Origin of the sequence: Acidovorax sp. SRB_14 (assembly GCF_012932145.1) — a bacterium.
Classification (GTDB): Bacteria; Pseudomonadota; Gammaproteobacteria; order Burkholderiales; family Burkholderiaceae_C; genus Simplicispira.
In genome coordinates, this window is the sequence record NZ_MWOK01000002.1 from 44769 (window position 1) to 66495 (window position 21727).

19 protein-coding genes, 1 tRNA gene and 1 other RNA gene are annotated in these 21727 nt (G+C 65.8%); 17 read left to right on the top strand and 4 right to left on the bottom strand.

Translation table 11 applies throughout. From position 1 onward, the window contains the following. Positions 1-97: 97 nt before the first annotated feature. Positions 98-174: transfer RNA gene (locus B2J86_RS02130), tRNA-Arg, on the top strand. 230 nt (positions 175-404) lie between these two features. Here B2J86_RS02130 and ssrA read toward each other — a convergent pair. From ssrA to ompA, 4 genes are all read right to left on the bottom strand, one after another. Further along, positions 405-782: a transfer-messenger RNA gene (ssrA, locus tag B2J86_RS02135) on the bottom strand. A 13-nt stretch (positions 783-795) separates the two neighbouring features. Beyond that, the gene (locus B2J86_RS02140) at positions 796-1461 is read right to left on the bottom strand and encodes an HAD-IA family hydrolase (protein WP_173024625.1); all 666 of its coding nucleotides are present in this window, start codon (positions 1459-1461) and stop codon (positions 796-798) included. A gap of 13 nt (positions 1462-1474) precedes the next feature. Beyond that, on the bottom strand, positions 1475-2185 hold the full coding sequence (gene ubiG, locus B2J86_RS02145) for a bifunctional 2-polyprenyl-6-hydroxyphenol methylase/3-demethylubiquinol 3-O-methyltransferase UbiG (protein ID WP_169168332.1): 711 nt from the start codon (positions 2183-2185) through the stop codon (positions 1475-1477). Positions 2186-2271: 86 nt separating this feature from the next. Beyond that, positions 2272-2913: an outer membrane protein OmpA gene (gene ompA / locus B2J86_RS02150; RefSeq protein WP_169168333.1), complete on the bottom strand. Its 642-nt coding sequence runs from the start codon at positions 2911-2913 to the stop codon at positions 2272-2274. A 223-nt stretch (positions 2914-3136) separates the two neighbouring features. On the opposite strand from ompA, the gene gyrA reads away from it, so the two are divergent. The 16 genes from gyrA (at position 3137) to mnhG (ending at position 21655) form a co-directional block, all read left to right on the top strand. Next, positions 3137-5800 carry a DNA gyrase subunit A gene (gene gyrA, locus B2J86_RS02155; protein WP_169633200.1) on the top strand — a complete coding sequence of 888 codons (2664 nt, stop codon included), beginning with the start codon at positions 3137-3139 and terminating at the stop codon, positions 5798-5800. Positions 5801-5911: 111 nt separating this feature from the next. Beyond that, positions 5912-7021 (top strand): 3-phosphoserine/phosphohydroxythreonine transaminase, encoded by a 1110-nt coding sequence (gene serC / locus B2J86_RS02160; RefSeq protein ID WP_173024626.1) that lies wholly within the window; start codon positions 5912-5914, stop codon positions 7019-7021. Between the two features lie 7 nt (positions 7022-7028). Beyond that, positions 7029-8126, top strand: a complete 1098-nt coding sequence (gene pheA, locus B2J86_RS02165) for a prephenate dehydratase (protein ID WP_169168336.1) — start codon at positions 7029-7031, stop codon at positions 8124-8126. Positions 8127-8136: 10 nt separating this feature from the next. Further along, the gene (locus tag B2J86_RS02170) at positions 8137-9021 is read left to right on the top strand and encodes a prephenate dehydrogenase/arogenate dehydrogenase family protein (RefSeq protein WP_173024627.1); all 885 of its coding nucleotides are present in this window, start codon (positions 8137-8139) and stop codon (positions 9019-9021) included. Beyond that, complete coding sequence (locus B2J86_RS02175; protein WP_173024628.1) at positions 9022-11064, top strand: bifunctional 3-phosphoshikimate 1-carboxyvinyltransferase/cytidylate kinase; 2043 nt, start codon at positions 9022-9024, stop codon at positions 11062-11064. 160 nt (positions 11065-11224) lie between these two features. Further along, complete coding sequence (rpsA, locus tag B2J86_RS02180; protein WP_169168339.1) at positions 11225-12910, top strand: 30S ribosomal protein S1; 1686 nt, start codon at positions 11225-11227, stop codon at positions 12908-12910. A gap of 73 nt (positions 12911-12983) precedes the next feature. Further along, the gene (locus tag B2J86_RS02185; RefSeq protein WP_169633198.1) at positions 12984-13304 is read left to right on the top strand and encodes an integration host factor subunit beta; all 321 of its coding nucleotides are present in this window, start codon (positions 12984-12986) and stop codon (positions 13302-13304) included. Positions 13305-13358: 54 nt separating this feature from the next. Continuing rightward, positions 13359-13664 carry a lipopolysaccharide assembly LapA domain-containing protein gene (locus B2J86_RS02190; RefSeq protein ID WP_169633197.1) on the top strand — a complete coding sequence of 102 codons (306 nt, stop codon included), beginning with the start codon at positions 13359-13361 and terminating at the stop codon, positions 13662-13664. Beyond that, positions 13654-14811 carry a lipopolysaccharide assembly protein LapB gene (gene lapB, locus B2J86_RS02195; protein WP_169633196.1) on the top strand — a complete coding sequence of 386 codons (1158 nt, stop codon included), beginning with the start codon at positions 13654-13656 and terminating at the stop codon, positions 14809-14811. Before B2J86_RS02190 ends, lapB begins: the two co-directional genes overlap by 11 nt. A gap of 99 nt (positions 14812-14910) precedes the next feature. Continuing rightward, the gene (locus B2J86_RS02200) at positions 14911-15393 is read left to right on the top strand and encodes a helix-hairpin-helix domain-containing protein (protein ID WP_169168343.1); all 483 of its coding nucleotides are present in this window, start codon (positions 14911-14913) and stop codon (positions 15391-15393) included. Positions 15394-15516: 123 nt separating this feature from the next. After that, positions 15517-18447: a monovalent cation/H+ antiporter subunit A gene (locus B2J86_RS02205; RefSeq protein WP_169633195.1), complete on the top strand. Its 2931-nt coding sequence runs from the start codon at positions 15517-15519 to the stop codon at positions 18445-18447. Next, a complete protein-coding gene (locus B2J86_RS02210; RefSeq protein WP_169168345.1) occupies positions 18447-18812 on the top strand; it encodes a Na+/H+ antiporter subunit C in 366 nt (121 codons plus the stop codon). Before B2J86_RS02205 ends, B2J86_RS02210 begins: the two co-directional genes overlap by 1 nt. A gap of 20 nt (positions 18813-18832) precedes the next feature. Further along, a complete protein-coding gene (locus B2J86_RS02215) occupies positions 18833-20524 on the top strand; it encodes a monovalent cation/H+ antiporter subunit D (RefSeq protein WP_169168412.1) in 1692 nt (563 codons plus the stop codon). Then, positions 20521-21009 (top strand): Na+/H+ antiporter subunit E, encoded by a 489-nt coding sequence (locus B2J86_RS02220; RefSeq protein WP_169168346.1) that lies wholly within the window; start codon positions 20521-20523, stop codon positions 21007-21009. The genes B2J86_RS02215 and B2J86_RS02220 overlap by 4 nt, the downstream gene beginning before the upstream one ends. Then, positions 21006-21284 carry a K+/H+ antiporter subunit F gene (locus B2J86_RS02225; RefSeq protein ID WP_169168347.1) on the top strand — a complete coding sequence of 93 codons (279 nt, stop codon included), beginning with the start codon at positions 21006-21008 and terminating at the stop codon, positions 21282-21284. Before B2J86_RS02220 ends, B2J86_RS02225 begins: the two co-directional genes overlap by 4 nt. Next, positions 21281-21655 (top strand): monovalent cation/H(+) antiporter subunit G, encoded by a 375-nt coding sequence (gene mnhG, locus B2J86_RS02230; protein ID WP_169168348.1) that lies wholly within the window; start codon positions 21281-21283, stop codon positions 21653-21655. The genes B2J86_RS02225 and mnhG overlap by 4 nt, the downstream gene beginning before the upstream one ends. The last annotated feature ends 72 nt before the right edge of the window (positions 21656-21727 follow it).

The following is a 21727-nucleotide window of genomic DNA, read 5'->3' on the forward strand; positions in this document are numbered from 1 at the left end:
GCGGCGCAGGTATGATCGCTGCATTGCGATTTGGCAAAGACGCGACGCTTCAGCAAGATCAACCAAATCCATAGCATCAAACGCAATGTTTATGCATCTGCCCGTAGCTCAACTGGATAGAGCAATAGCCTTCTAAGCTATAGGTCGGGGGTTCGAGCCCCTCCGGGCAGGCCACAACCCATAGTCCTTCATACGCCCTACTGGGGATTGAGGATGTGGAGACGGTTTTTTGCACCTATGGCAAGTGCCATCCGAGAGAATCGCGAGAAACTGCTAGCCGTGTTGAGGGCCGTGGTGTGAATCGGTGCGATTTCGGTGCAAATTTCACAGGGCCACGCCAGACCACAAACGGCCAAGAAAAAACCCCAGACCAGAGGGATGCTCATGTCTGGGGTTATCTATAGTGGTGGAGCTGGCGGGAATTGAACCCGCGTCCGCAAGCCTTCTTCGGGCAGATCTACATGTTTAGCGGTCTGATTTGAGTCTCGCCTTCAACATCGCGCAGTCGCACGCTATGTTGAACGCCAGTACCCTTGAATCTCGTTCCATGCCAAGGTACCCGGCCTGGAACCAGCTGACGTAAATAACCTTGCAGCCGGGAGGCTTTACAGCCCCCTTGCCCAGCCCATCAGCGTGCTGTTGCAAGGCTCACCGGTTTTAGGCGGCGAGTGCGAAACGTTCGTCGTTTGCAGTTAGTTTTTTGAATGCAGATTTACGAGCGCCAATCAAGCTCGACATGCACCACGCCGATTCCGAACCCACGTCGAAACCAGGGCAGCCCCTACAGAACGTATTTTAGGCCATGCCCAGCAATTGCAAGAGCCCCAATGGAGAATTAATCTCTGCATCCGCACGCCACCGGCCCACTTCCACTTCAGCGCCGAGGTATCCATAGGTTGCAGCGACCGTGGCCATGCCGGCTGCTCGGCCTGCAAGAATGTCGCGTTCGTCGTCACCCACGTACAAGCAATCTGCAGCGGACAACCCCAACCGAGCTGCAGCCTCCCACAGCGGCGCGGGATGGGGCTTTGGGTGAGGTGTCGTGTCGCCACTCACCACCGTAGAAGCGGTCGCAAACAAAGGTATCTCCCGTGTCAGCGGCTCAGTGAACCGGGCCGCCTTGTTGGTGACAACACCCCATACGATATTGCGCGCCAAAATCTGCTGGATCAATTCAGGAACGCCACCGAATACATGGGTGTTCTGGGTCATGCGAGCTTCGTAGTTCGCAAAAAACTCTTCCCGCATGGCCACGAAATCTGGATGCTCCGGCGTCAACCCAAACGCTTCTCCGAGCATGCCGCGCGCTCCGGCGCCCGCCATCGGCCGGTACCGCTCCAAAGGCAGGGAGGGCATGCCACGATCGGTGCGCATCTTGTCGGCAGCGGCACCCAGGTCGGGCGCACTGTCTATCAAGGTGCCGTCCAAATCAAACAAGACAGCACGCACATTCGGGAACATGGCGGCCCCTCTTTCAGGCCGCACGGCGGGTTGCCAGCAGATAGTTCACGCTGGTGTCGGCACTGAGCCAGTAGCGGCGTGTGATCGGGTTGTATTCCAGCCCACGCGTATGGTGGATATCCAGCTGGGCAGAGCGGCAGTCGGCCGCCAATTCGCTCGGGCGTATGAATTTGCTGTACTCATGGGTGCCCCGCGGCAACATATTCAGGATGTACTCCGCACCCACGATGGCGAGCACAAAGGCCTTGGCGTTGCGGTTGATGGTCGAGAAGAACACCCAGCCACCCGGCTTGACCAACTGCGCGCAAGCCCGGACAACGGAGCCCGGGTCAGGCACGTGCTCGAGCATTTCCATGCAGGTGACGGCATCGAAACTGCCAGGCTGCTCAGCGGCCAGCGATTCCACGCTGACTTCACGATATTCCACGCCTTGGGTCTGCGCTTCCAGCGCATGCAGCTGGGCCACGCGCAAAGGCTTGGTCGCCAAATCGATGCCGAGTACACGCGCACCCTTGCGCGCCATGGAGTCGGCCAGAATGCCGCCGCCACACCCCACATCGAGCACGCGTTGGTTTTGCAATGGAGAAATGGAATTGATCCAGTCCAAACGCAAGGGATTGATTTGGTGCAAAGGTCTAAATTCACTTTCCGGATCCCACCAGCGGTGGGCCAAGTCTGAAAATTTGGCCAGCTCAGAGGGATCTGCATTGACGGTGTGGTTCATGGACTAGATTCTCTACCAGAGTCAGCGGACAGGGCACCCCATAAAAAAAGCCCCGCGAACGGGGCTTTTTTGGGGCAATCAGAAGATTACTTGGCAGCGCGGGTGCCAACTACTTCGATTTCCACGCGGCGGTTCTTGGCGCGGCCTTCCTTGGTCTTGTTGTCAGCAACAGGCTGCTTTTCGCCCTTGCCTTCGGTGTAGACGCGGTTCTTTTCGATACCCTTGGAAACCAGGTACGCCTTCACGGCTTCAGAACGGCGCACCGACAGCTTCTGGTTGTAGGCATCGGTACCGATAGAGTCGGTATGACCCACGGCAATGATGACTTCCAGGTTCACGTCCTTGACCTTGGACACCAGGTCGTCGAGCTTGGCTTTGCCTTCGGGCTTCAGAACCGACTTGTCGAAGTCGAAGAAGGCGTCTGCAGCGTAGGTGACCTTGGTCGCGACGGCGGGAGCCGGTGCGGGAGCAGGAGCCGGTGCAGGAGCGGGAGCAGGTGCAGCAGCAGGGGCTGGAGCAGCGGCAACAGGAACGACCAAAGCGCCATCACAACCAGGCGCTGCGGTAGCAGGCGTCCAGTTGGCATCGCGCCAGCACAGCTCGTTCGTGCCGTTCTTCCAGACCAGCTCGTTGGTGCCGTTCTTCCAGTTGTCGATGGTTTGTGCGCCAGCGGCGGTTGCGAGCGCTGCGGAGGCAAACAACATCGCCACTTTGTTCAATTTCTTCATGGTTCTCCTCTTGGGGAAAAAGCCGCAGCCGCGCTGCGAATAAGGACGTCATCGGTGACCATCACCAAAAACGTTGAAATGATTGTGCCATACGTAACAGTGGCGGCAGGAGCCCTTTAGCATCCCTTCCGTAGGACAAAAGCGTAATTGCCGGGATGTGTTGCGCAGGTGCGACAAGCGCTTGCGCCTAAAATGAACGTCCCTTGCAGCCTCCGCCACCGCTATGACCCAGTTCGCCAAAGAAACCCTGCCCATCAGCCTTGAAGAAGAGATGCGCCGCAGTTATCTCGATTACGCCATGAGCGTGATCGTGGGTCGGGCGCTGCCGGATGCGCGCGATGGCCTCAAGCCCGTGCACCGGCGCGTGCTGTTTGCCATGCACGAGCTCAACAACGACTGGAACCGGCCGTACAAGAAGTCGGCCCGTATCGTCGGCGATGTGATCGGTAAATACCATCCGCACGGCGACAGCGCGGTCTACGACACGATTGTGCGGATGGCGCAAGACTTCTCGTTGCGCCACATGCTGGTCGATGGCCAGGGCAACTTTGGCTCGGTGGACGGCGACAACGCGGCCGCCATGCGTTACACCGAAATCCGGCTGGCCAAGATCGCCCACGAGATGCTGGGAGATATTGACAAGGAAACCGTCGATTTCGGCCCCAACTACGACGGCAGCGAGAAGGAACCCCTGGTCCTGCCCAGCAAGCTGCCCAACCTGCTCGTCAATGGCTCTTCCGGCATTGCGGTGGGAATGGCTACCAATATTCCCCCGCACAACCTCAATGAGGTGGTCGATGCCTGCCTGCACCTGCTGGCCCACCCCGAGGCGGGCATCGACGAGCTGATGGAGATCATTCCGGCGCCCGACTTCCCCACAGCCGGCATCATCTATGGCATCAATGGCGTCAAGGATGGTTACCGCACCGGCCGTGGCCGCGTGATCATGCGCGCCAAATGCCACTTCGAGGACATCGACCGCGGCCAGCGCCAGGCCATCATCGTGGATGAGCTGCCCTACCAGGTCAACAAGAAGACGCTGCAGGAGCGCATGGCCGAACTCGTGCATGAAAAGAAGCTCGAAGGCATCAGCCACATCCAGGACGAGTCCGACAAGTCGGGCATGCGCCTGGTGATCGAGCTCAAGCGCGGCGAGGTGCCCGAGGTGGTGCTCAACAACCTGTACAAGCAGACCCAGCTGCAGGATACCTTCGGCATGAACATGGTGGCGCTGATCGATGGCCAGCCGCGCCTGTGCAACCTCAAGGACCTGGTCAGCGTCTTTCTGCAGCACCGCCGCGAAGTGGTCACGCGCCGCACCGTGTTCGAACTGCGCAAGGCACGCGACCGTGGCCACGTGCTCGAAGGCCTGGCTGTGGCGCTGGCCAACATCGATGATTTCATCGCCATCATCCGCAACGCGCCGACGCCGCCGGTCGCCAAGACCGAGCTCATGGCGCGCTCGTGGGACAGCAAGCTGGTGCGCGAAATGCTGACGCGCACCCGCACGGACGGCGGCACCATCAATGCCGACGACTACCGCCCCGAAGGGCTGGAGCGCGAATACGGCATGGGACAGGACGGCCTGTACCGCCTCTCCGACACCCAGGCGCAAGAGATCCTGCAGATGCGCCTGCAGCGCCTCACCGGCCTGGAGCAGGACAAGATCGTCGCGGAATACAAGGACGTGATGGCGGTCATCGAAGACCTGCTCGACATCCTGGCCACGCCCGAGCGCGTCTCGACCATCATTGGCGAAGAGCTCACCGCGATCAAGGCGGAGTTCGGCCAGAGCAAGCTCGGCGCGCGCCGCAGCCTGGTCGAATACAGCGCGCAAGACCTGTCCACCGAGGACCTGATCACGCCCACCGACATGGTGGTGACCTTGAGCCACACGGGCTACATCAAGAGCCAGCCTTTGAGCGAATACCGTGCGCAAAAGCGCGGCGGGCGCGGCAAGCAGGCCACGGCGACCAAGGAAGACGACTGGATCGACCAGCTCTTCATCGCCAACACACACGACTACATCCTGTGCTTCTCCAACCGCGGACGCCTGTACTGGCTCAAGGTCTGGGAAGTTCCTGCAGGGTCGCGCGGCTCCCGTGGTCGGCCGATCGTGAACATGTTCCCGCTGCAGGAAGGCGAGAAGATCAACGTCGTGCTGCCGCTCACCGGCGCCATGCGCAGCTTCCCGGCCGACCACTACGTCTTCATGGCGACCAGCATGGGCACCGTCAAGAAGACCGCGCTCGATGATTTCTCCAACCCGCGCAAGGGCGGCATCATTGCCGTGAACCTCGACGAGGGCGACTACCTGATCGGCGCCGCGCTGACCGACGGCCAGCACGACGTGATGCTGTTCTCCGACGGCGGCAAGGCCGTGCGCTTCGACGAGAACGACGTGCGGCCGCTGGGCCGCCAGGCACGCGGCGTGCGCGGCATGATGCTCGAAGAAGGACAGAGCGTGATCGCCATGCTGGTGGCCGAGGACGAAAGCCAGAGCGTGCTCACCGCCACCGAAAACGGCTTTGGCAAGCGCACCGGCATCACCGAGTACACGCGCCATGGCCGCGGCACCAAGGGCATGATCGCCATCCAGCAGTCCGAGCGCAACGGCAAGGTCGTGGCCGCCACGCTGGTGCATGCCGACGACGAGATCATGCTAATCACCGACCGTGGCGTGTTGGTGCGCACGCGCGTCAGCGAGATCCGCGAGCTCGGCCGTGCCACGCAGGGCGTGACCTTGATCGCACTGGACGAAGGCGCCAAGCTCAGCGGCCTGCAGCGCATCGTCGAGAACGACGCAGCCGAAGCGGCTGGAGCCGAGGACGACAGCCAGGACCTCGACGGCACCGCCAGCGACGCACCCGCCACGCCCGACGCCTGAACGCACGCGCGCCCTGCCACACCCAGGATGGGGCGGGTGCCTGCACTATTTATTTGATAGCCATCAGCGCTTACTGCATAAGCGTTTGAGCCACTTTTGACCACAAATACCATGCAACGCCCCTACAACTTCTCCGCCGGCCCGGCGGCCATCCCCGCCGAGGTCCTGGAGCAGGCCGCCGCCGAAATGCTCGACTGGCATGGCAGCGGCATGGGCGTGATGGAGATGAGCCACCGCGGCAAGGAATTCGTCTCCATCTGCGAGCAGGCCGAGGCCGACCTGCGCGAACTGCTGGCCGTGCCGGCAGAGTTCAGGATCCTGTTCATGCAGGGCGGCGGCCTGGCCGAAAACGCCATCGTGCCGCTGAACCTCTCGCGCGCGGCCACCGTGGACTTCGTCGTCACCGGCAGCTGGAGCCAGAAGTCGCAAAAGGAAGCGCGCAAGTACGCCGCCGAGGTGAACGTCATCGCCTCGGGCGAGGACAGCGGCTTCACCACCCTGCCCGACCCGGCCCGCTGGCAGCCCAGCCGCGGCGCCAGCTACCTGCACATCTGCAGCAACGAGACCATCCACGGCATCGAATTCCACGAACTGCCCGACCTCCGGGCGCTGGGCAGCGACGCGCCGCTGGTGATCGATTTCTCGTCGCAGGTGGCATCGCGCCCCGTCGACTGGTCGCGCGTCGGGCTGGCCTTTGGCGGCGCGCAAAAGAACATCGGGCCCGCCGGCCTGACCATCGTCGTGGTGCGCGAAGACCTGCTGGGCCACGCACTGGCGGCCTGCCCGAGCGCGTTCGACTACCGCATCGTGGCCGAGCACCACTCGATGTACAACACGCCGCCCACCTGGGGCATCTACGTGGCCGGCCTCACCTTCCAGTGGCTCAAGCGCCAGCGCGAGGGCGCTGCCAGCGGCGTGGCCGCGATGGAGCTGCGCAACAAGGCCAAGGCCCAGCTGCTCTACGACACCATCGACCGGTCGCAGTTCTATGTGAACAAGGTGGCACCCCACTGCCGCTCGCGCATGAACATTCCCTTTTTCCTGCAAGACGAAACCCGCAACGACGCCTTCCTGGCCGGCGCGCGCGCGCGCGGCCTGCTGCAGCTCAAGGGCCACAAGTCCGTGGGCGGCATGCGCGCCAGCCTCTACAACGCCATGCCGCTGGCCGGCGTGCAGGCGCTGGTGGAGTACATGAAAGCCTTCGAGCAGCAGCACGCCTGAGCCCCCGATGACGACACCCCAAGCCTCCCCCGACCTCGCCAGCCTGCGCGTGCAGATCGACAACATCGACCAGCAGCTGCTGGCCCTGCTGAACCAGCGCGCCCTGGTGGCCGAGCGCGTCGGCGAAGTCAAGAAGCGCGAAGGCACGCCCTTCTTCCGCCCCGACCGCGTGGCCCAGGTGATCCAGAAGATCGAGGACGCCAACCCCGGCCCGCTCAAGAGCGCCCATGTGTCGGCGATCTGGCGCGAGATCATGTCGGCCTGCCTGGCGCTCGAATCGCCCCAGCGCGTCGCCGTCCTGGGCCCCGAGGGCACGTTCTGCGAGCAGGCCGCCGTCGAATATTTCGGCGGCGCGGCCGACCTGATGTACTGCAGCAGCTTCGACGAGGTGTTCCACGCGACGGCAGCCGGCAGCGCGCAGTACGGCGTGGTCGGCGTGGAGAACTCGACCGAGGGCGTGGTCACGCGCTCGCTCGACATGTTCCTGCACACCCCCACCCATGTGGTCGGCGAGGTCAGCCTGCTGATCCGGCACAACCTGATGCGCCAGACCAACTCGCTCGACGGCATCGAGGCCGTGCTGGCGCACCCCCAGGCGCTGGCGCAATGCCAGGCCTGGCTGTCCAAGCACCTGCCGCACGCCGAGCGCCGCCCAGTGTCGAGCAATGCCGAAGGCGCCCGCCTGTCGGCCACCAACCCGGCCTGGGCGGCCCTGTCGAGCGAACGCGCGGCCCAGCAGTTCGGCCTGCACATCGTGGCCCACGCGATCCAGGACGACGCCTACAACCGAACCCGCTTTGCCATCATCTGCCTGCCGCACACGCTGCAGACGCCGCCGCCGTCGGGCCACGACTGCACCAGCCTCATCGTCTCGGTGCCCAACCACCCGGGCGCAGTGCACGACCTGCTGGTGCCGCTCAAGCGGCACGGCGTCTCGATGACGCGCTTCGAGTCGCGCCCGGCGCGCACCGGCCAGTGGGAATACTATTTCTACATCGACCTCGACGGCCACCCGAGCCAGCCCCATGTCAGCGCCGCGCTGGCCGAGCTGCGCAGCCTGTGCGCTTTCTACAAGGTGCTGGGCACGTACCCGGTCGCCCCCTGAGGACCGCCGCATGTTTGAACAATTGGGACTGATTGGCTGCGGCCTCATGGGCGGCTCGTTCGCCCTGGCCATGAAAAAGGCCGGCCTGGTGCAGCGCGTGGTCGGCTACAGCAAGTCGCCCTCCACCACCGACCGCGCGCGCCAGCTGGGCGTGATCGACGTGGAAGCCCCCTCGGCCCTGCTGGCCGTGGCCGGCGCCGACATCGTGCTGCTGGCCGTGCCGGTCGCGGCCACCGAAGCCACGCTCCGGGCCATCAAGCACCTGGTCACGCCGCAGATGCTGGTGATGGATGTGGGCTCGACCAAGGTCGACGTGGTGCAGGCGGCGCGCCGCGCGCTGCGCGACCAGGTAGGCTCGTTCGTGCCGGCCCATCCCATCACGGGACGCGAAGTCTCGGGGGTGGAGCACGCCGAAGCCACTCTCTACAGCGGCCGCCATGTGATCCTGACGCCCACCGAACGCACGCTCACCGCACAGCTGCACAAGGCGCAGGAGCTGTGGACGGCCCTGGGCTGCCGCGTCAGCAGCATGTCGCCCGAGTCGCACGACGCGGCTTTCGCGGCCGTCAGCCACCTGCCGCACTTGCTGGCGTTCGCGCTGGTCAACGGCATCATGGGCCAGCCGCAGGCGGACAGCTTTCTGTCGCTGGCCGGCCCGGGCTTTCGCGACTTCACCCGCATCGCCGCCAGCGATCCGAAGATGTGGCGCGACATCCTGCTGGCCAACCGCGAGGACATCCTTTCCCAGTCCAGCCTCTTCCAGCAGGCCTTGCAGCAGTTCGAGCAGGCGATGCGCGGCAACGACGCGCAAGCCGTCGAGGACATGGTCACCTTGGCGAGTGAAACCCGCGCCCACTGGCACATGGGCGCACAGCGCACCAGCGAGCCCCACTGAATGTTCAGCACCGCCTTTCTCGACATCCCCCCGCTGCAGACGGCGCACGGCAGCCTCCACCTGCCGGGCTCGAAGAGCATCTCCAACCGCGTGCTGCTGCTGGCTGCGCTCAGCCACGGCACCACCACGGTGCACGACCTGCTGGCCTCCGACGACACGCGCGTGATGCTCGATGCACTGCGCCAGCTCGGCTGCACCGTCGAGGAGGACGGCGCACCACTGCGCATCACCGGCCTGGGCGGGCGCACGCCCACCTCGCCCACTGAGCTCTTCCTGGGCAACGCCGGCACCGCCATGCGCCCGCTCGCGGCTGCGCTGGCACTACTGGGCGGCGAATACCGCCTCAGCGGCGTCGCGCGCATGCACGAGCGCCCGATCGGCGACCTCGTCGATGCACTGCGCCAGCTGGGTTGCCAGATCGAGTACCTGGGCAACGCAGGCTATCCGCCGCTGCGCATCGCCCAGGCCGCCAGTGTGCCCGCGCTGTCGCTGGCCGCGCCGATCCGCGTGCGCGGCGACGTCTCCAGCCAGTTCCTGACGGCGCTGCTGATGGCGCTGCCACTGGCCGCCACGCGGCAGGACGTAGTCATCGAGGTCGTGGGCGAGCTGATCTCGCGCCCCTACATCGCCATCACCCTGCATTTGCTGGCGCGCTTTGGCATTGCCGTGGCCAACGACAACTGGCAGCACTTCACCATCCCCGCCGGCAGCCGCTACCAGTCGCCCGGCAGCGTCCATGTCGAGTCCGACGCCTCGTCAGCTAGCTATTTCATAGCACTTGGCGCAATAGCAGAAAGCGCTGGAGGCCAAAACGGCATCAAAATCATGGGCGTGGGCCTGGATTCCATCCAGGGCGACATCCGCTTTGTCGACGCTGCGCGCGCCATGGGCGCCCAGATCAGCGGCGGCCCCCACTGGCTGCAGGTGGCGCGCGGCGCCTGGCCGCTCAAGGCCATCGAACTCGACTGCAACCACATCCCCGACGCCGCGATGACGCTGGCCGTGATGGCGCTGTACGCCGATGGCACCACCACGCTGCGCAACATCGCCAGCTGGCGCGTCAAGGAAACCGACCGCCTGGCGGCCATGGCCTGCGAGCTGCGCAAGCTCGGCGCCACCGTGGAGGAAGGCGCCGACTACCTGCGCATCACGCCCCCGACCACGCCCGCCGACTGGCGCGCCGCCAGCATCCGCACCTACGACGACCACCGCATCGCTATGTGCTTTTCGCTGGCGGCCTTCAATCCCGCGGGGCTGCCGGTGCGCATTGAAGATCCGCAGTGCGTCGCCAAGACCTTTCCGGACTATTTCGAGGCCTTGTTCTCCGTCGTGCACACACCGCCCGCCGCCATCCCGGTGATATGCATCGACGGCCCCACCGCGTCGGGCAAGGGCACCGTGGCCGAGACCCTGGCGCAGCAGCTGGGCTATGCCTTTCTCGACTCCGGCTCGCTCTACCGCATCGCTGCGCTGGCCGCCGTGCGGGCCGGGCTGCCGATAGACGCCGGCCATGAATCCGCCATTGCCGCTCTGGCGGGCGCACTCGATGTGCGCTTCGAGAACCACCGGGTCTGGTTGGCCGGCGACGACGTCACCGCGGCCATCCGCACCGAAGAGGCCGGCATGAATGCGTCGCGCGTCTCCGCCCTTCCCGCCGTGCGCCAGGCACTGGTCGGCCTGCAGCACAGCTTTCAGCGCCTGCCGGGCCTAGTCGCCGACGGGCGCGACATGGGCACCGTGATCTTTCCGCAGGCGCCGCTCAAGGTGTACCTCACCGCCAGCGCCGAATGCCGCGCCGAGCGCCGGCACAAACAATTGATTTCTAAAGGGATTTCCATTAAAATAGCCGACCTTCGCGCCGACTTGGAGGCGCGCGATGCACGGGACATGTCCCGCAGTGCCGCGCCCTTGAAGCAGGCGCAAGATGCTGTGCCACTGGACAGCTCCAGCCTGTCGGTCGAGCAGACCGTGCAGCTGGTCAGCCATCTGTGGCAGCAGCGACAGCCTTTCGCGCCTGGCGCGCAGGGCGATAAAGGGGCTTGACCGTCCCGCCGGCCCACACCGCTCCCGCCGCGCAGCAGCGCTCAGCAGTGTGGTTCTTATGACGTAACCGCGGCCACCGCCGCACAGCAAACCACCACTGGCAGCCTTTGAAACCGCGGCAATCGTGCCGCTGTAAAACCTGTCCGTGGCAAGGAAATACATGTCTGAATCTTTTGCCGCCCTTTTTGAAGAATCCTTGCAACGCACCGAAATGCGTCCGGGCGAGGTCATCACCGCCGAAGTCGTGCGCGTGGAGCACAACTTTGTCGTCGTGAACGCCGGCCTCAAGTCCGAGGCCTACGTGCCGTTGGAAGAGTTCAAGAACGACAAGGGCGAAGTCGAAGTCCAAGTGGGTGACTTTGTCTCCGTGGCCATCGGCTCCATCGAAAACGGCTATGGCGACACCATCCTGTCGCGCGACACGGCCAAGCGCCTGGCGTCGTGGATGAGCCTCGAAAAGGCCCTGGAATCCGGCGAATTCGTCACCGGCACCACCAGCGGCAAGGTCAAGGGCGGCCTGACGGTGCTGGTCAACGGCATCCGCGCCTTCCTGCCCGGCTCGCTGATCGATACGCGTCCGATCAAGGATCTGACGCCGTACGAAAACAAGACCATGGAATTCAAGGTCATCAAGCTCGATCGCAAGCGCAACAACGTGGTGCTGAGCCGCCGCGCTGTGGTCGAAGCCTCGATGGGCGAAGAGCGCGCCAAGTTGATGGAGACCCTCAAGGAAGGCTCCATTGTCCAGGGCGTGGTCAAGAACATCACCGAATACGGTGCATTCGTGGACCTGGGCGGCATCGATGGCTTGTTGCACATCACCGACATGGCATGGCGCCGTGTGCGCCACCCGAGCGAAGTGGTCACGGCTGGCCAGGAAATCATGGCCAAGATCCTCAAGTTCGACACTGAGAAGAACCGTGTCTCGCTGGGCCTCAAGCAGATGGGCGACGACCCATGGATGGGCGTGTCGCGCCGCTACCCCCAAAGCACGCGCCTGTTCGGCAAGATCACGAACATCGCCGACTACGGCGCGTTCGTCGAACTCGAGCCCGGCATTGAAGGCCTGGTGCACGTGTCCGAAATGGACTGGACGAACAAGAACATCGCTCCGTCCAAGCTCGTCACCCTCGGCGACGAAGTCGAAGTTATGGTCCTCGAGATCGACGAAGACAAGCGCCGCATCAGCCTGGGCATGAAGCAGTGCAAGGCCAACCCCTGGCAAGAGTTCGCGCAGAACACCAAGCGCGGCGATCGCGTCAAGGGCCCGATCAAGTCGATCACCGACTTCGGCGTGTTCGTCGGTCTGGCTGCCGGCATCGACGGCCTGGTGCACCTGTCCGACCTGTCGTGGAACGAAACCGGCGAAGCCGCCGTGCGCAACTACAAGAAGGGCCAGGAAGTCGAAGCCCTGGTGCTGGCCGTGGACGTGGACCGCGAACGCATCTCGCTGGGTATCAAGCAACTTGACGGCGACCCGTTCACGACCTTCGTGACGGTGAACGACAAGGGCCAGATCGTGACCGGCAAGGTCAAGACCGTGGACGCCCGTGGCGCTGAAATCGACCTCGGCGAAGACATCGTGGGCTACCTGCGCGCTTCGGAAATCTCGCGCGACCGCGTCGAAGATGCCCGCAACGTGCTCAAGGAAGGCGACGAAGTCACGGCCGTGGTGGTCAACGTGGACCGCAAGACCCGCAACATCCAGCTGTCGATCAAGCAAAAGGACATGGCCGACGAGCAAGGCGCCATGGCCAGCCTGAGCCAGCAGTCGAGCCGCGAAAGCGCCGGCACGACCAGCCTGGGCGCCCTGCTGCGCGCCAAGCTGGACAATTCGGAAAAGTAAAACTTGACCGTTTGACCATTGGCCGGTCGGGTGCGCACAGCGCCCGCCCGGCCATTTTCATGAGACCCTGCCCATGACCCGATCCGATCTCGTCGAAGAACTGGCCGCCCGGTTCAGCCAGCTCACGCACCGCGACGCCGAGTACGCCGTCAAAACCCTGCTGGACGCCGTGGGTGAAGCACTGGTGCGCGGGCACCGCATCGAGATCCGGGGCTTCGGCAGTTTCTCGGTCAACCACCGCCCTCCGCGCATGGGCCGCAACCCGCGCAGCGGCGAGGCCGTGGCCATTCCCGCCAAGCGCGTACCCCACTTCAAACCGGGCAAAGCCCTGCGTGAAGCAGTGGACAAGCGCACCGCCGAGCTGGGCCTGGGTGGCCCTGCAACCAAGCCTTGACGCTGCCCGGCAGCCAATGGCGTTGCTAGAATCTCCCCGTCACAAAGGGGATGCATGAAATACCTCCTGTGGCTGCTCAAGGCAGCCATTTTTTTTACCCTGTTTGCCTTCGCGCTCAACAACCAGCAGGACGCCACGGTGCATTTTTTCTTTGGCACCCAATGGCGCGCGCCGCTGGTGCTGGTGGTGCTGAGCGCTTTCACCTGTGGCGTGGCCGTGGGTGTGCTCGGTATGGTGCCGCGCTGGTGGCGCCACCGCAGTGCGGCGCGCCGCACGCACGCCACGCTGCAGCCCACGCCCGCCCCGCTCACCGCCGCACCTTCACCTCCCGCCGAGCCGCAGCCGCCCCATGGAATTTGACCTGACCTGGATTTTGTTGGGACTGCCTGTGGCGTTCCTGCTCGGCTGGCTGGCGTCGCGCCTGGACCTGCGCCAGCTGCGCGCCGAAAACCGGCGCGTTCCCAAGGCGTATTTCAAGGGACTGAACTTTCTGCTCAACGAGCAGCAGGACAAGGCGATCGACTCCTTCATCGAAGCGGTGCAGAACGATCCGGACACCTCGGAGCTGCACTTTGCGCTGGGCAACCTGTTTCGGCGCCGCGGTGAGTACGACCGCGCCGTGCGCGTGCATGAGCACCTGCTGTCGCGCGGAGACCTGAGCCGCACCGACCGAGAGCGCGCGCAGCATGCCCTGGCGCTCGATTTTCTCAAGGCCGGGCTGCTCGACCGCGCCGAGGATGCGCTGGCGCGGCTGGAAGGAACGCCCTTCGAGGGCGAGTCGCGCCTGGCGCTGCTGGCCATTTACGAGCGCTCGCGCGACTGGCCGCGCGCTGCCGCGATCACCGAGAAAATGCAGGCTGCACACCAGGGAGACTTCAGCACCCGCCAGGCCCACTACCTGTGCGAGCAGGCGCTGGGCTCGATGGCCCAAGGCGACCTGCCGGCGGCCCAGGCACGCCTGGAGCAGGCCGCCCATGTGGCGCCGCAGGCACCGCGCCCCCGCATGGAGCTGGCCAAGCTGCAGCAGCAGCGGGGGCAGCCGGGCGCAGCCGTCGCCACGCTGATGCAGATGGGCGCGGCCACGCCCGCTGCGCTGCCCCTGGCGGCCGCGTTGCTGGTGGAAGCCGGGCGTGCCGCCAACATGGCGGCGCAGGTGATGGCGCTGCTGCAACAGCATTACGACAACGCGCCTTCGCTGGACGTGCTCGAAGGCATCGTGGCCCTCGAGAATGCCGGCGCGCAGGAATCCGCCGCAGGGCGGCACTGGTATCTGCGCCACCTCGAACGCGAGCCTTCGCTGGTCGCCGCCGCCAAGTGGTTGGCCGGAGAGACGCTCGAGCATGAGCAGTTCCACCCGCAAGTCCAGCGCGCCCTCGACCGGGCCAGTTCGCCCTTGACGCGCTACCGCTGTGCTGCTTGCGGCTTTGAAGCTCGCCAGCACTTCTGGCAATGTCCGGGCTGCCAGACCTGGGACAGCTACCCTGCCCGCCGCGTGGAAGAGCTATAGCGAAGCCAGGGCCGTTCGCTCCGCCGGGTCAACGCCCGGCCCGAGCCGGCCGTTAGGGAAGGCGCAGCGGCTCTTCGCTGCGCACCCAGGAGATTTGCCATGCTGAAGAAAATCTTGATGCTCATCGCCATGCTGTATGCCGCCGCCGCGTTTGCGGCAGTCGACGTCAACAAGGCCACTCCCGCCGAGCTCGATGGCATCAAGGGCATTGGCCCGGCCATTTCCAGCAAAATCATCGATGAACGCAAAAAAGGCGACTTCAAGGACTGGAACGACTTCATTGGACGCGTCAATGGCGTGGGCGAAAAGTCGGCTGCGCGGTTTTCCGCCGAAGGCCTGACGGTCAACGGCAGCAGCTACAGCGGCGCGCCATCCAAGAAGGCCGAAGACAAGAAGGCCCAGCCCATGAAGGCACCGGCCGAAAAGGCAGCCCCGGGTGCAGCCGCCGCTCCGCAAACATCCGGTGCCGCTGCCACGCCAGCCTCGGATGCCAAGGCCACGCAAAAATCCAGCGCTGCCCCCAAAGAGGGCAGGCCTTCGGCCACCGCACCTGCCAGCGGGGCGAGCGCGCCACAGAGATAAGCGCCAAGGCCCAGGACGCAACCCGCTTCGGCGGGTTTTTTATTGCGTGCCGCTGGCGCCATCGCCAAGCCGGTGCCCGCAAGCGCCTGCACCTCCGGCGCCTGCCCGTAAAATTGTCCGCGCATGCCTTTGTCCACACTCGTCATCCTCCCCTTCATCGGCAGCCTGCTGGCTGCCTTGCTCCCGTCGAATGCCCGCAATACCGAGTCCACCCTGGCCGGCCTGATTGCGCTCGTGTGCTGTGGGCAGGCCGCGCTGTACTTCCCGCAGATCGCGGACGGCGGCGTGCTGCGCGAGGAGATTGCGTGGCTGCCGTCCCTGGGCCTGAACCTGGTGGTGCGCATGGACGGCTTCGCCTGGATGTTCTGCATGCTGGTCATGGGCATCGGGGCGCTGGTGGTGCTGTATGCGCGCTACTACATGTCGGCGGCCGACCCGGTGCCCCGGTTCTTTTCGTTCTTCCTGGCATTCATGGGCGCCATGGTCGGCGTGGTGCTGTCGGGCAACCTGATCCAGCTGGCCCTGTTCTGGGAGCTGACCAGCCTGTTCTCGTTTCTGCTGATCGGCTACTGGCACCACCGCAAGGACGCCCGGCGCGGCGCGCGCATGGCGCTCACGGTCACTGGCACCGGCGGCCTGTGCATGCTGGCCGGGGTGTTGGTGCTGGGGCATATCGTGGGCAGCTATGACCTCGACCATGTGCTGGCCGCCGGTGCGCAGGTGCGCGGCCATGCGCTCTACGGCACGGCCCTGGTGCTGATCCTGCTGGGTGCGCTGACCAAGAGCGCGCAATTTCCCTTCCATTTCTGGCTGCCCCACGCGATGGCCGCGCCGACACCAGTGTCGGCTTACCTGCACTCGGCCACCATGGTCAAGGCCGGTGTGTTTCTGCTGGCGCGCCTGTGGCCGGTGCTCAGCGGCACGGACGAATGGTTCTGGATCGTGGGCGGCGCCGGGGCCTGCACGCTGCTGCTGGGCGGCTATGTCGCCATGTTCCAGCACGACCTCAAGGGGCTGCTGGCCTATTCGACGATTTCGCATCTGGGCCTGATCACCCTGCTGCTGGGCCTGAACAGCCCGCTCGCCGCCGTGGCGGCGGTGTTCCACATCATGAACCACGCCACGTTCAAAGCCTCGCTCTTCATGGCGGTGGGCATCGTGGACCACGAAAGCGGCACCCGCGACATCCGCCGCCTGTCTGGCCTGCGCACCATGATGCCGGTGACCGCCACGCTGGCCATGGTGGCCGCCGCCGCCATGGCGGGCGTGCCCCTGCTCAACGGCTTTCTCTCCAAGGAAATGTTCTTTGCGGAAACCGTCTTCCTCGAGGCAAGTCCTTTCCTGAACATGGCTTTGCCGCTGGTGGCGACGGTGGCGGGCATGTTCAGCGTGGCCTATTCGCTGCGCTTCACGATCGATGTCTTCTGGGGGCCACCTGCCACCGACCTGCCCCTGCAGCCGCACGAGCCGCCGCACTGGATGCGCGTGCCGGTGGAACTGCTGGTGTTCGGCTGCCTCGTGGTGGGCATCTTCCCTGCCTGGTCGGTCGGGCGGTTCCTCAACGCCGCCGCACGCCCGGTCGTCGGCGGCGGGCTGCCGGCCTTCGACCTGGCGGTCTGGCACGGCTTCAACACCCCGTTTGCGATGAGCCTGGTCGCGCTGCTGGGCGGTGCCCTCCTGTACCTGCTGCTGCGCTGGCAACGCGAAATGGGCCGCATCGACGCCGCGCCGGGGCTGCAGCGCTTTGACGGCAAACGGATCTTCGAGGCGCTGCTCGCCTCGCTGAGCCTGGCCGGTCGCAACGGCCGGCGCCTGCTGGGCACCCAGCGGCTGCAGTGGCAGATGCTATGGCTGGTGTGCGCATCGATGCTGGCGGCAGCCCTGCCTTTGTGGACGCGCGACCTGCACATTGGCGACCGTACCGCGCTGCCCATGTCGTGGGCCTTCGTGCTGCTGTGGGGCGTGGGCATGGCCTGCGCCGTCGCGGCGGCGTGGCAGGCCAAATACCACCGGCTCGCGGCGCTCACGCTCATGGGCGGCGCCGGCCTGTGCACCTGCGTCACCTTCCTGTGGTTTTCGGCGCCCGACCTGGCGCTGACCCAGCTGGCGGTCGAGATCGTGACCACGGTGCTGATCCTGCTGGGCCTGCGCTGGCTGCCCAAGCGCGAGGAGGACCTGCGCGCCGCCGCCACGCCGACGGCACAGCGCCGCGCCCAGTGGCGCCGCCTGCGCGACCTGGTCCTGTCGCTGGCCGCGGGCGGCGGCATGGCCGTGCTGTCTTTTGCCATGCTGAGCCGGCCGTTTCCGCAAAGCACGTCGACCTTCTTCCTGGAGCATGCGCTGAGCCAGGGCGGCGGCACCAACGTGGTCAACGTCATGCTGGTCGACTTCCGGGGTTTCGACACCTTTGGCGAAATCGTGGTGCTGGGCGTCGTGGCGCTGACGATCTACGCCCTGCTGCGGCGCTTCCGCCCGGCCCCCGAGATCATGGACCTGCCGGCGCAGCAGCGCGCGGTGCCGGCCGACCTGGTTACCGACCTGATCAACCCGCGCCTGGCGGTGGACACCGCCGTGGGCTACCTCATGGTGCCCGCCGTGCTGGTGCGCCTGCTGCTGCCGTTCGCGGTGCTGATCGCCATCTACCTGTTCCTGCGTGGGCACAACCAGCCCGGCGGCGGGTTCGTGGCAGGGCTGGTGTTTTCGATTGCGTTGCTGCTGCAGTACATCGTCTCGGGCACCCAGTGGGTCGAGGCGCACCTGCCGCTGGCGCCGCGGCGCTGGATGGCGGTGGGCCTGCTGTGCGCGCTGGCCACCGGCCTGGGCTCCATCGCGCTGGGCTATCCGTTCATGACCACGCACACGGCGCACCTCACGCTGCCGGTGCTCGGAGAAATCCACCTGGCCAGCGCCACGTTCTTTGACCTTGGCGTGTTCAGCCTTGTCGTGGGCGCAACCATGGTGATCCTGACCTCGATTGCCCACCAGTCGGTGCGCGGCCACCGCTTCCACGCGCGCCTGGCCGAAGAGGCCGTTGCTGAACAAGGGGGCGCGTGATGGAAATAGTGCTGGCATTGGCCATTGGCGTGTTGACGGGCTCGGGAGTGTGGCTGCTGCTGCGCCCGCGCACCTTCCAGGTCATCATGGGCCTGGCGCTGCTGTCGTATGCGGTCAACCTGTTCATCTTCAGCATGGGGCGCCTGGGCCTGGCGATCGGCAAGGCGCCGGTGCTGCAGCCGGGCCTGGAGCAAGACCTGGCCCACTATGCCGACCCGCTGCCCCAGGCACTGGTGCTCACCGCCATCGTCATCGGCTTTGCCATGACGGCGCTGTTCCTGGTGGTGCTGCTGGCCTCGCGCGGGCTCTCGGGCACCGACCACGTGGACGGCAATGAAGCCGAAGAACTGCGGGAGCCCTCGTGACCGATTTCACCGCGGCAGCCATGCCGCACCTCATGCTCGCCCCCGTGGTGCTGCCCCTGTTCACCGCCGCGCTGATGCTGCTGCTGCGCGAGGAGAAGCAGCGCCTCAAGCTCGCGCTGAACCTCGGCTCGACCCTGATCGGCCTGGGCGTGGCCGTGGCCCTGCTGCTCTGGACCCACCAACGCGGCGCCCCCGCCACCATGGGCATCTACCTGCCCGGCAACTGGCCTGCGCCGTTCGGCATCGTGCTGGCGCTGGACCGGCTGTCGGCGCTGATGCTGGTCCTCACCAGCGTGCTCGGCCTGGCATCGGTCCTGTTTGCCAGCGCGCGCTGGCACCGCGCCGGCGTGCACTACCACCCGCTGTTCCAGTTCCAGCTCATGGGCCTGGCCGGCGCTTTTCTCACGGCCGACCTGTTCAACCTGTTCGTGTTCTTCGAGATCATGCTGGCCGCGTCCTATGGCCTGCTGCTGCACGGCTCGGGCCGCGCCAGGGTGCAGTCGGGGCTGCACTTCATTGCCATCAACCTCGCGGCATCGTCGCTGTTCCTGATCGGCGTGTCCATGCTCTATGGACTGACCGGCACCCTGAACATGGCCGACCTGGCCCAGGCGGTGGCCCAGATCGCGGACGACGACCGCAGCCTGCTGCACACCGCCGCCGCGATCCTGGCGACCGCCTTCCTGATCAAGGCGGCCGTCTGGCCGCTGAACTTCTGGCTGGTGCCCGCCTACAGCGCCGCCACCGCCCCGGTGGGGGCCCTGTTTGCGATCATGACCAAGGTGGGCATCTACGCCATCCTGCGGCTGTGGACGCTGATGTTCAGCACCGAGGCCGGGGCATCGGCCCATTTCGGCAGCCTGTGGCTGATCGGTGCCGGCCTGGTGACGATGGCCTTCGGTGCCATCGGCATGCTGGGTTCGCAGCGTCTGGGCCATCTGGCGGGCTATGCCGCCATCGTGTCGTCGGGCACCTTGCTGGCCGCCACCGGTTTTGGGCAGAACATGCTCACCGCCGGGCTGCTGTACTACCTGCCCAGCTCCACGCTGGCCGTGGGCGCGCTGTTCCTGCTCAGCGACCTGATCGACCGCTGGCGCAACAACGGCGACGGCACGTTCCCCTATGAACCCCATGCCGACGAGGCCCCGTTCCTGAACGCCGAACTAGTACCCACGCAGGGCACCAACCTCGACGACGAAGAAGAGGTGCTGGTCGGCCGCGCCATTCCCGCCGCGGCGGCCTTCCTGGGCCTGTCGTTCATGGCGTGCACGCTGCTGATCACCGGGCTGCCGCCGCTGTCGGGCTTCGTGGGCAAGTTCGCGATGCTCACCGCCGTGCTCAACCCGCTGGGCCTGGCGTCGTCCGCAGGGCAGCATCCAGGGTGGGTGGGCTGGACCTTCCTGGCCCTGCTGATCGCCTCGGGGCTGCTGGCCCTGATCGCGCTCACGCGCTCCGGCATCCGCCATTTCTGGGCCGCGCACGACCGCGCCAGGCCGCAGCTGCGCGTGGTCGAAGGCCTGCCGATTGCCGTGCTGTTAGCGGTGTGCATGGCCCTGACCGTGGCGGCCGGGCCCGCGATGCACTTTGCCCAGGCCACCGCAGACGCCCTGCACTCGCCCGGCACCTATGTGCGCGCCGTCATGTCGGCCGCGCCCGTGCCCGACCCCGGCGCCGCGCCCGGTGCCGCCGCACCAGAAGGAGGAGCCCCATGAAGCGCCTGCTGCCCACGCCCCTGCTGTCGGTGGCGCTGTTCGTGCTGTGGTTGCTGCTCAACCAGAGCATCAGCGCCGGGCACCTGCTGCTGGCCGCAGTGCTGGCCGTTGCCATTCCGCTGCTCACCGCGGGCCTGCGCCCCCTGCCCGTGCGCATCCGCCGCCCCGGCGTGGTGCTGCGCCTTCTGCTCACGGTGGCCGCGGACAGCCTGCGCTCCAATGCCGCCGTGGTGCGGCTGCTGCTGCGCACCGGGCCAGCGCAGCACCGCGCAGGCTTCGTGCAGGTGCCGCTCGACGTGCGCGACCCCAATGCGCTCGCGGTGCTGGCCGGCATTGTCTGCATCACCCCGGGCACGGCCTGGGCCGAGCTGTCGCGGGACCGCAGCGTGCTGCTGCTGCACGTGCTTGAACTGCACGACGCCGCGGCGATCGCCGCCGACATCAAGCAGCGCTACGAGCGCCCGCTCATGGAGATTTTTGAATGACTTCGGTACTTTCGTGGGCCCTGCCGCTGGCCTTGCTGATGCTGATGCTGGCCATGGCCTGCACGCTGCTGCGCCTGCTCAAGGGCCCGAGCGCGCAGGACCGCGTGCTGGCGCTGGACTGCCTCTACCTCAACGCCATGCTCGCCATGCTGGTGCTGGGCCTGATCTATGGCAGCGCCGACTATTTCGAGGCCGCGCTCCTGATTGCCGCGTTCGGCTTCGTCGGCTCGACGGCCATGGCCAAGTTTCTGCTGCGCGGCGAGGTGATCGAATGAACGCCGACGCACTGCCCGCATGGGCGCAGGTTGCCGTGGCGCTGCTCGTGCTCGCGGGCGCGGCGGTGGCGCTGCTGGGCTCGTTTGGCCTGCTGCGCCTGCGCAGCTTCTTCGAGCGCGTGCACGCGCCCGCGATGATCGCCACCATGGGCTGCTGGTGCATCATGTACGGCGCCCTGCTCTACTTCTCGCTGCAGGGCGAGGGCCTGGCCGTGCACCTGCTGCTGATCGCGGTGTTCATCGCCGTCACGGTGCCGATCACCACCATTTTCCTGATGCGCGCGGCGCTGTTCCGGGCGCGCCAGATGGGCCAGGATGCGCCGCCCAGCGTGAGCACCCACGCGCAGAACTCCGGCCGCGCCCCGCTGTGAACACGGCGGCGCACGCCGTTGCCTGCAAAAAGGTGAGCAGCCAGCGCTCGCTGGCAAACGGTTTCAGGCCGT

What these genes read in the sequence shown, in the direction of transcription:
- pheA (WP_169168336.1), top strand. Translation starts at nt 7,029, where the DNA reads ATGACGACACCCCAAGCCTCCCCCGACCTCGCCAGCCTGCGCGTGCAG.
- rpsA (WP_169168339.1), top strand. Translation starts at nt 11,225, where the DNA reads ATGTCTGAATCTTTTGCCGCCCTTTTTGAAGAATCCTTGCAACGCACC.
- serC (WP_173024626.1), top strand. Translation starts at nt 5,912, where the DNA reads ATGCAACGCCCCTACAACTTCTCCGCCGGCCCGGCGGCCATCCCCGCC.
- ubiG (WP_169168332.1), bottom strand. Translation starts at nt 2,185, where the DNA reads ATGAACCACACCGTCAATGCAGATCCCTCTGAGCTGGCCAAATTTTCA.
- ompA (WP_169168333.1), bottom strand. Translation starts at nt 2,913, where the DNA reads ATGAAGAAATTGAACAAAGTGGCGATGTTGTTTGCCTCCGCAGCGCTC.
- B2J86_RS02140 (WP_173024625.1), bottom strand. Translation starts at nt 1,461, where the DNA reads ATGTTCCCGAATGTGCGTGCTGTCTTGTTTGATTTGGACGGCACCTTG.
- B2J86_RS02175 (WP_173024628.1), top strand. Translation starts at nt 9,022, where the DNA reads ATGTTCAGCACCGCCTTTCTCGACATCCCCCCGCTGCAGACGGCGCAC.
- B2J86_RS02225 (WP_169168347.1), top strand. Translation starts at nt 21,006, where the DNA reads ATGACTTCGGTACTTTCGTGGGCCCTGCCGCTGGCCTTGCTGATGCTG.
- B2J86_RS02190 (WP_169633197.1), top strand. Translation starts at nt 13,359, where the DNA reads ATGAAATACCTCCTGTGGCTGCTCAAGGCAGCCATTTTTTTTACCCTG.
- B2J86_RS02185 (WP_169633198.1), top strand. Translation starts at nt 12,984, where the DNA reads ATGACCCGATCCGATCTCGTCGAAGAACTGGCCGCCCGGTTCAGCCAG.
- B2J86_RS02205 (WP_169633195.1), top strand. Translation starts at nt 15,517, where the DNA reads ATGCCTTTGTCCACACTCGTCATCCTCCCCTTCATCGGCAGCCTGCTG.
- mnhG (WP_169168348.1), top strand. Translation starts at nt 21,281, where the DNA reads ATGAACGCCGACGCACTGCCCGCATGGGCGCAGGTTGCCGTGGCGCTG.
- gyrA (WP_169633200.1), top strand. Translation starts at nt 3,137, where the DNA reads ATGACCCAGTTCGCCAAAGAAACCCTGCCCATCAGCCTTGAAGAAGAG.
- B2J86_RS02220 (WP_169168346.1), top strand. Translation starts at nt 20,521, where the DNA reads ATGAAGCGCCTGCTGCCCACGCCCCTGCTGTCGGTGGCGCTGTTCGTG.
- B2J86_RS02210 (WP_169168345.1), top strand. Translation starts at nt 18,447, where the DNA reads ATGGAAATAGTGCTGGCATTGGCCATTGGCGTGTTGACGGGCTCGGGA.
- B2J86_RS02215 (WP_169168412.1), top strand. Translation starts at nt 18,833, where the DNA reads ATGCCGCACCTCATGCTCGCCCCCGTGGTGCTGCCCCTGTTCACCGCC.
- lapB (WP_169633196.1), top strand. Translation starts at nt 13,654, where the DNA reads ATGGAATTTGACCTGACCTGGATTTTGTTGGGACTGCCTGTGGCGTTC.
- B2J86_RS02170 (WP_173024627.1), top strand. Translation starts at nt 8,137, where the DNA reads ATGTTTGAACAATTGGGACTGATTGGCTGCGGCCTCATGGGCGGCTCG.
- B2J86_RS02200 (WP_169168343.1), top strand. Translation starts at nt 14,911, where the DNA reads ATGCTGAAGAAAATCTTGATGCTCATCGCCATGCTGTATGCCGCCGCC.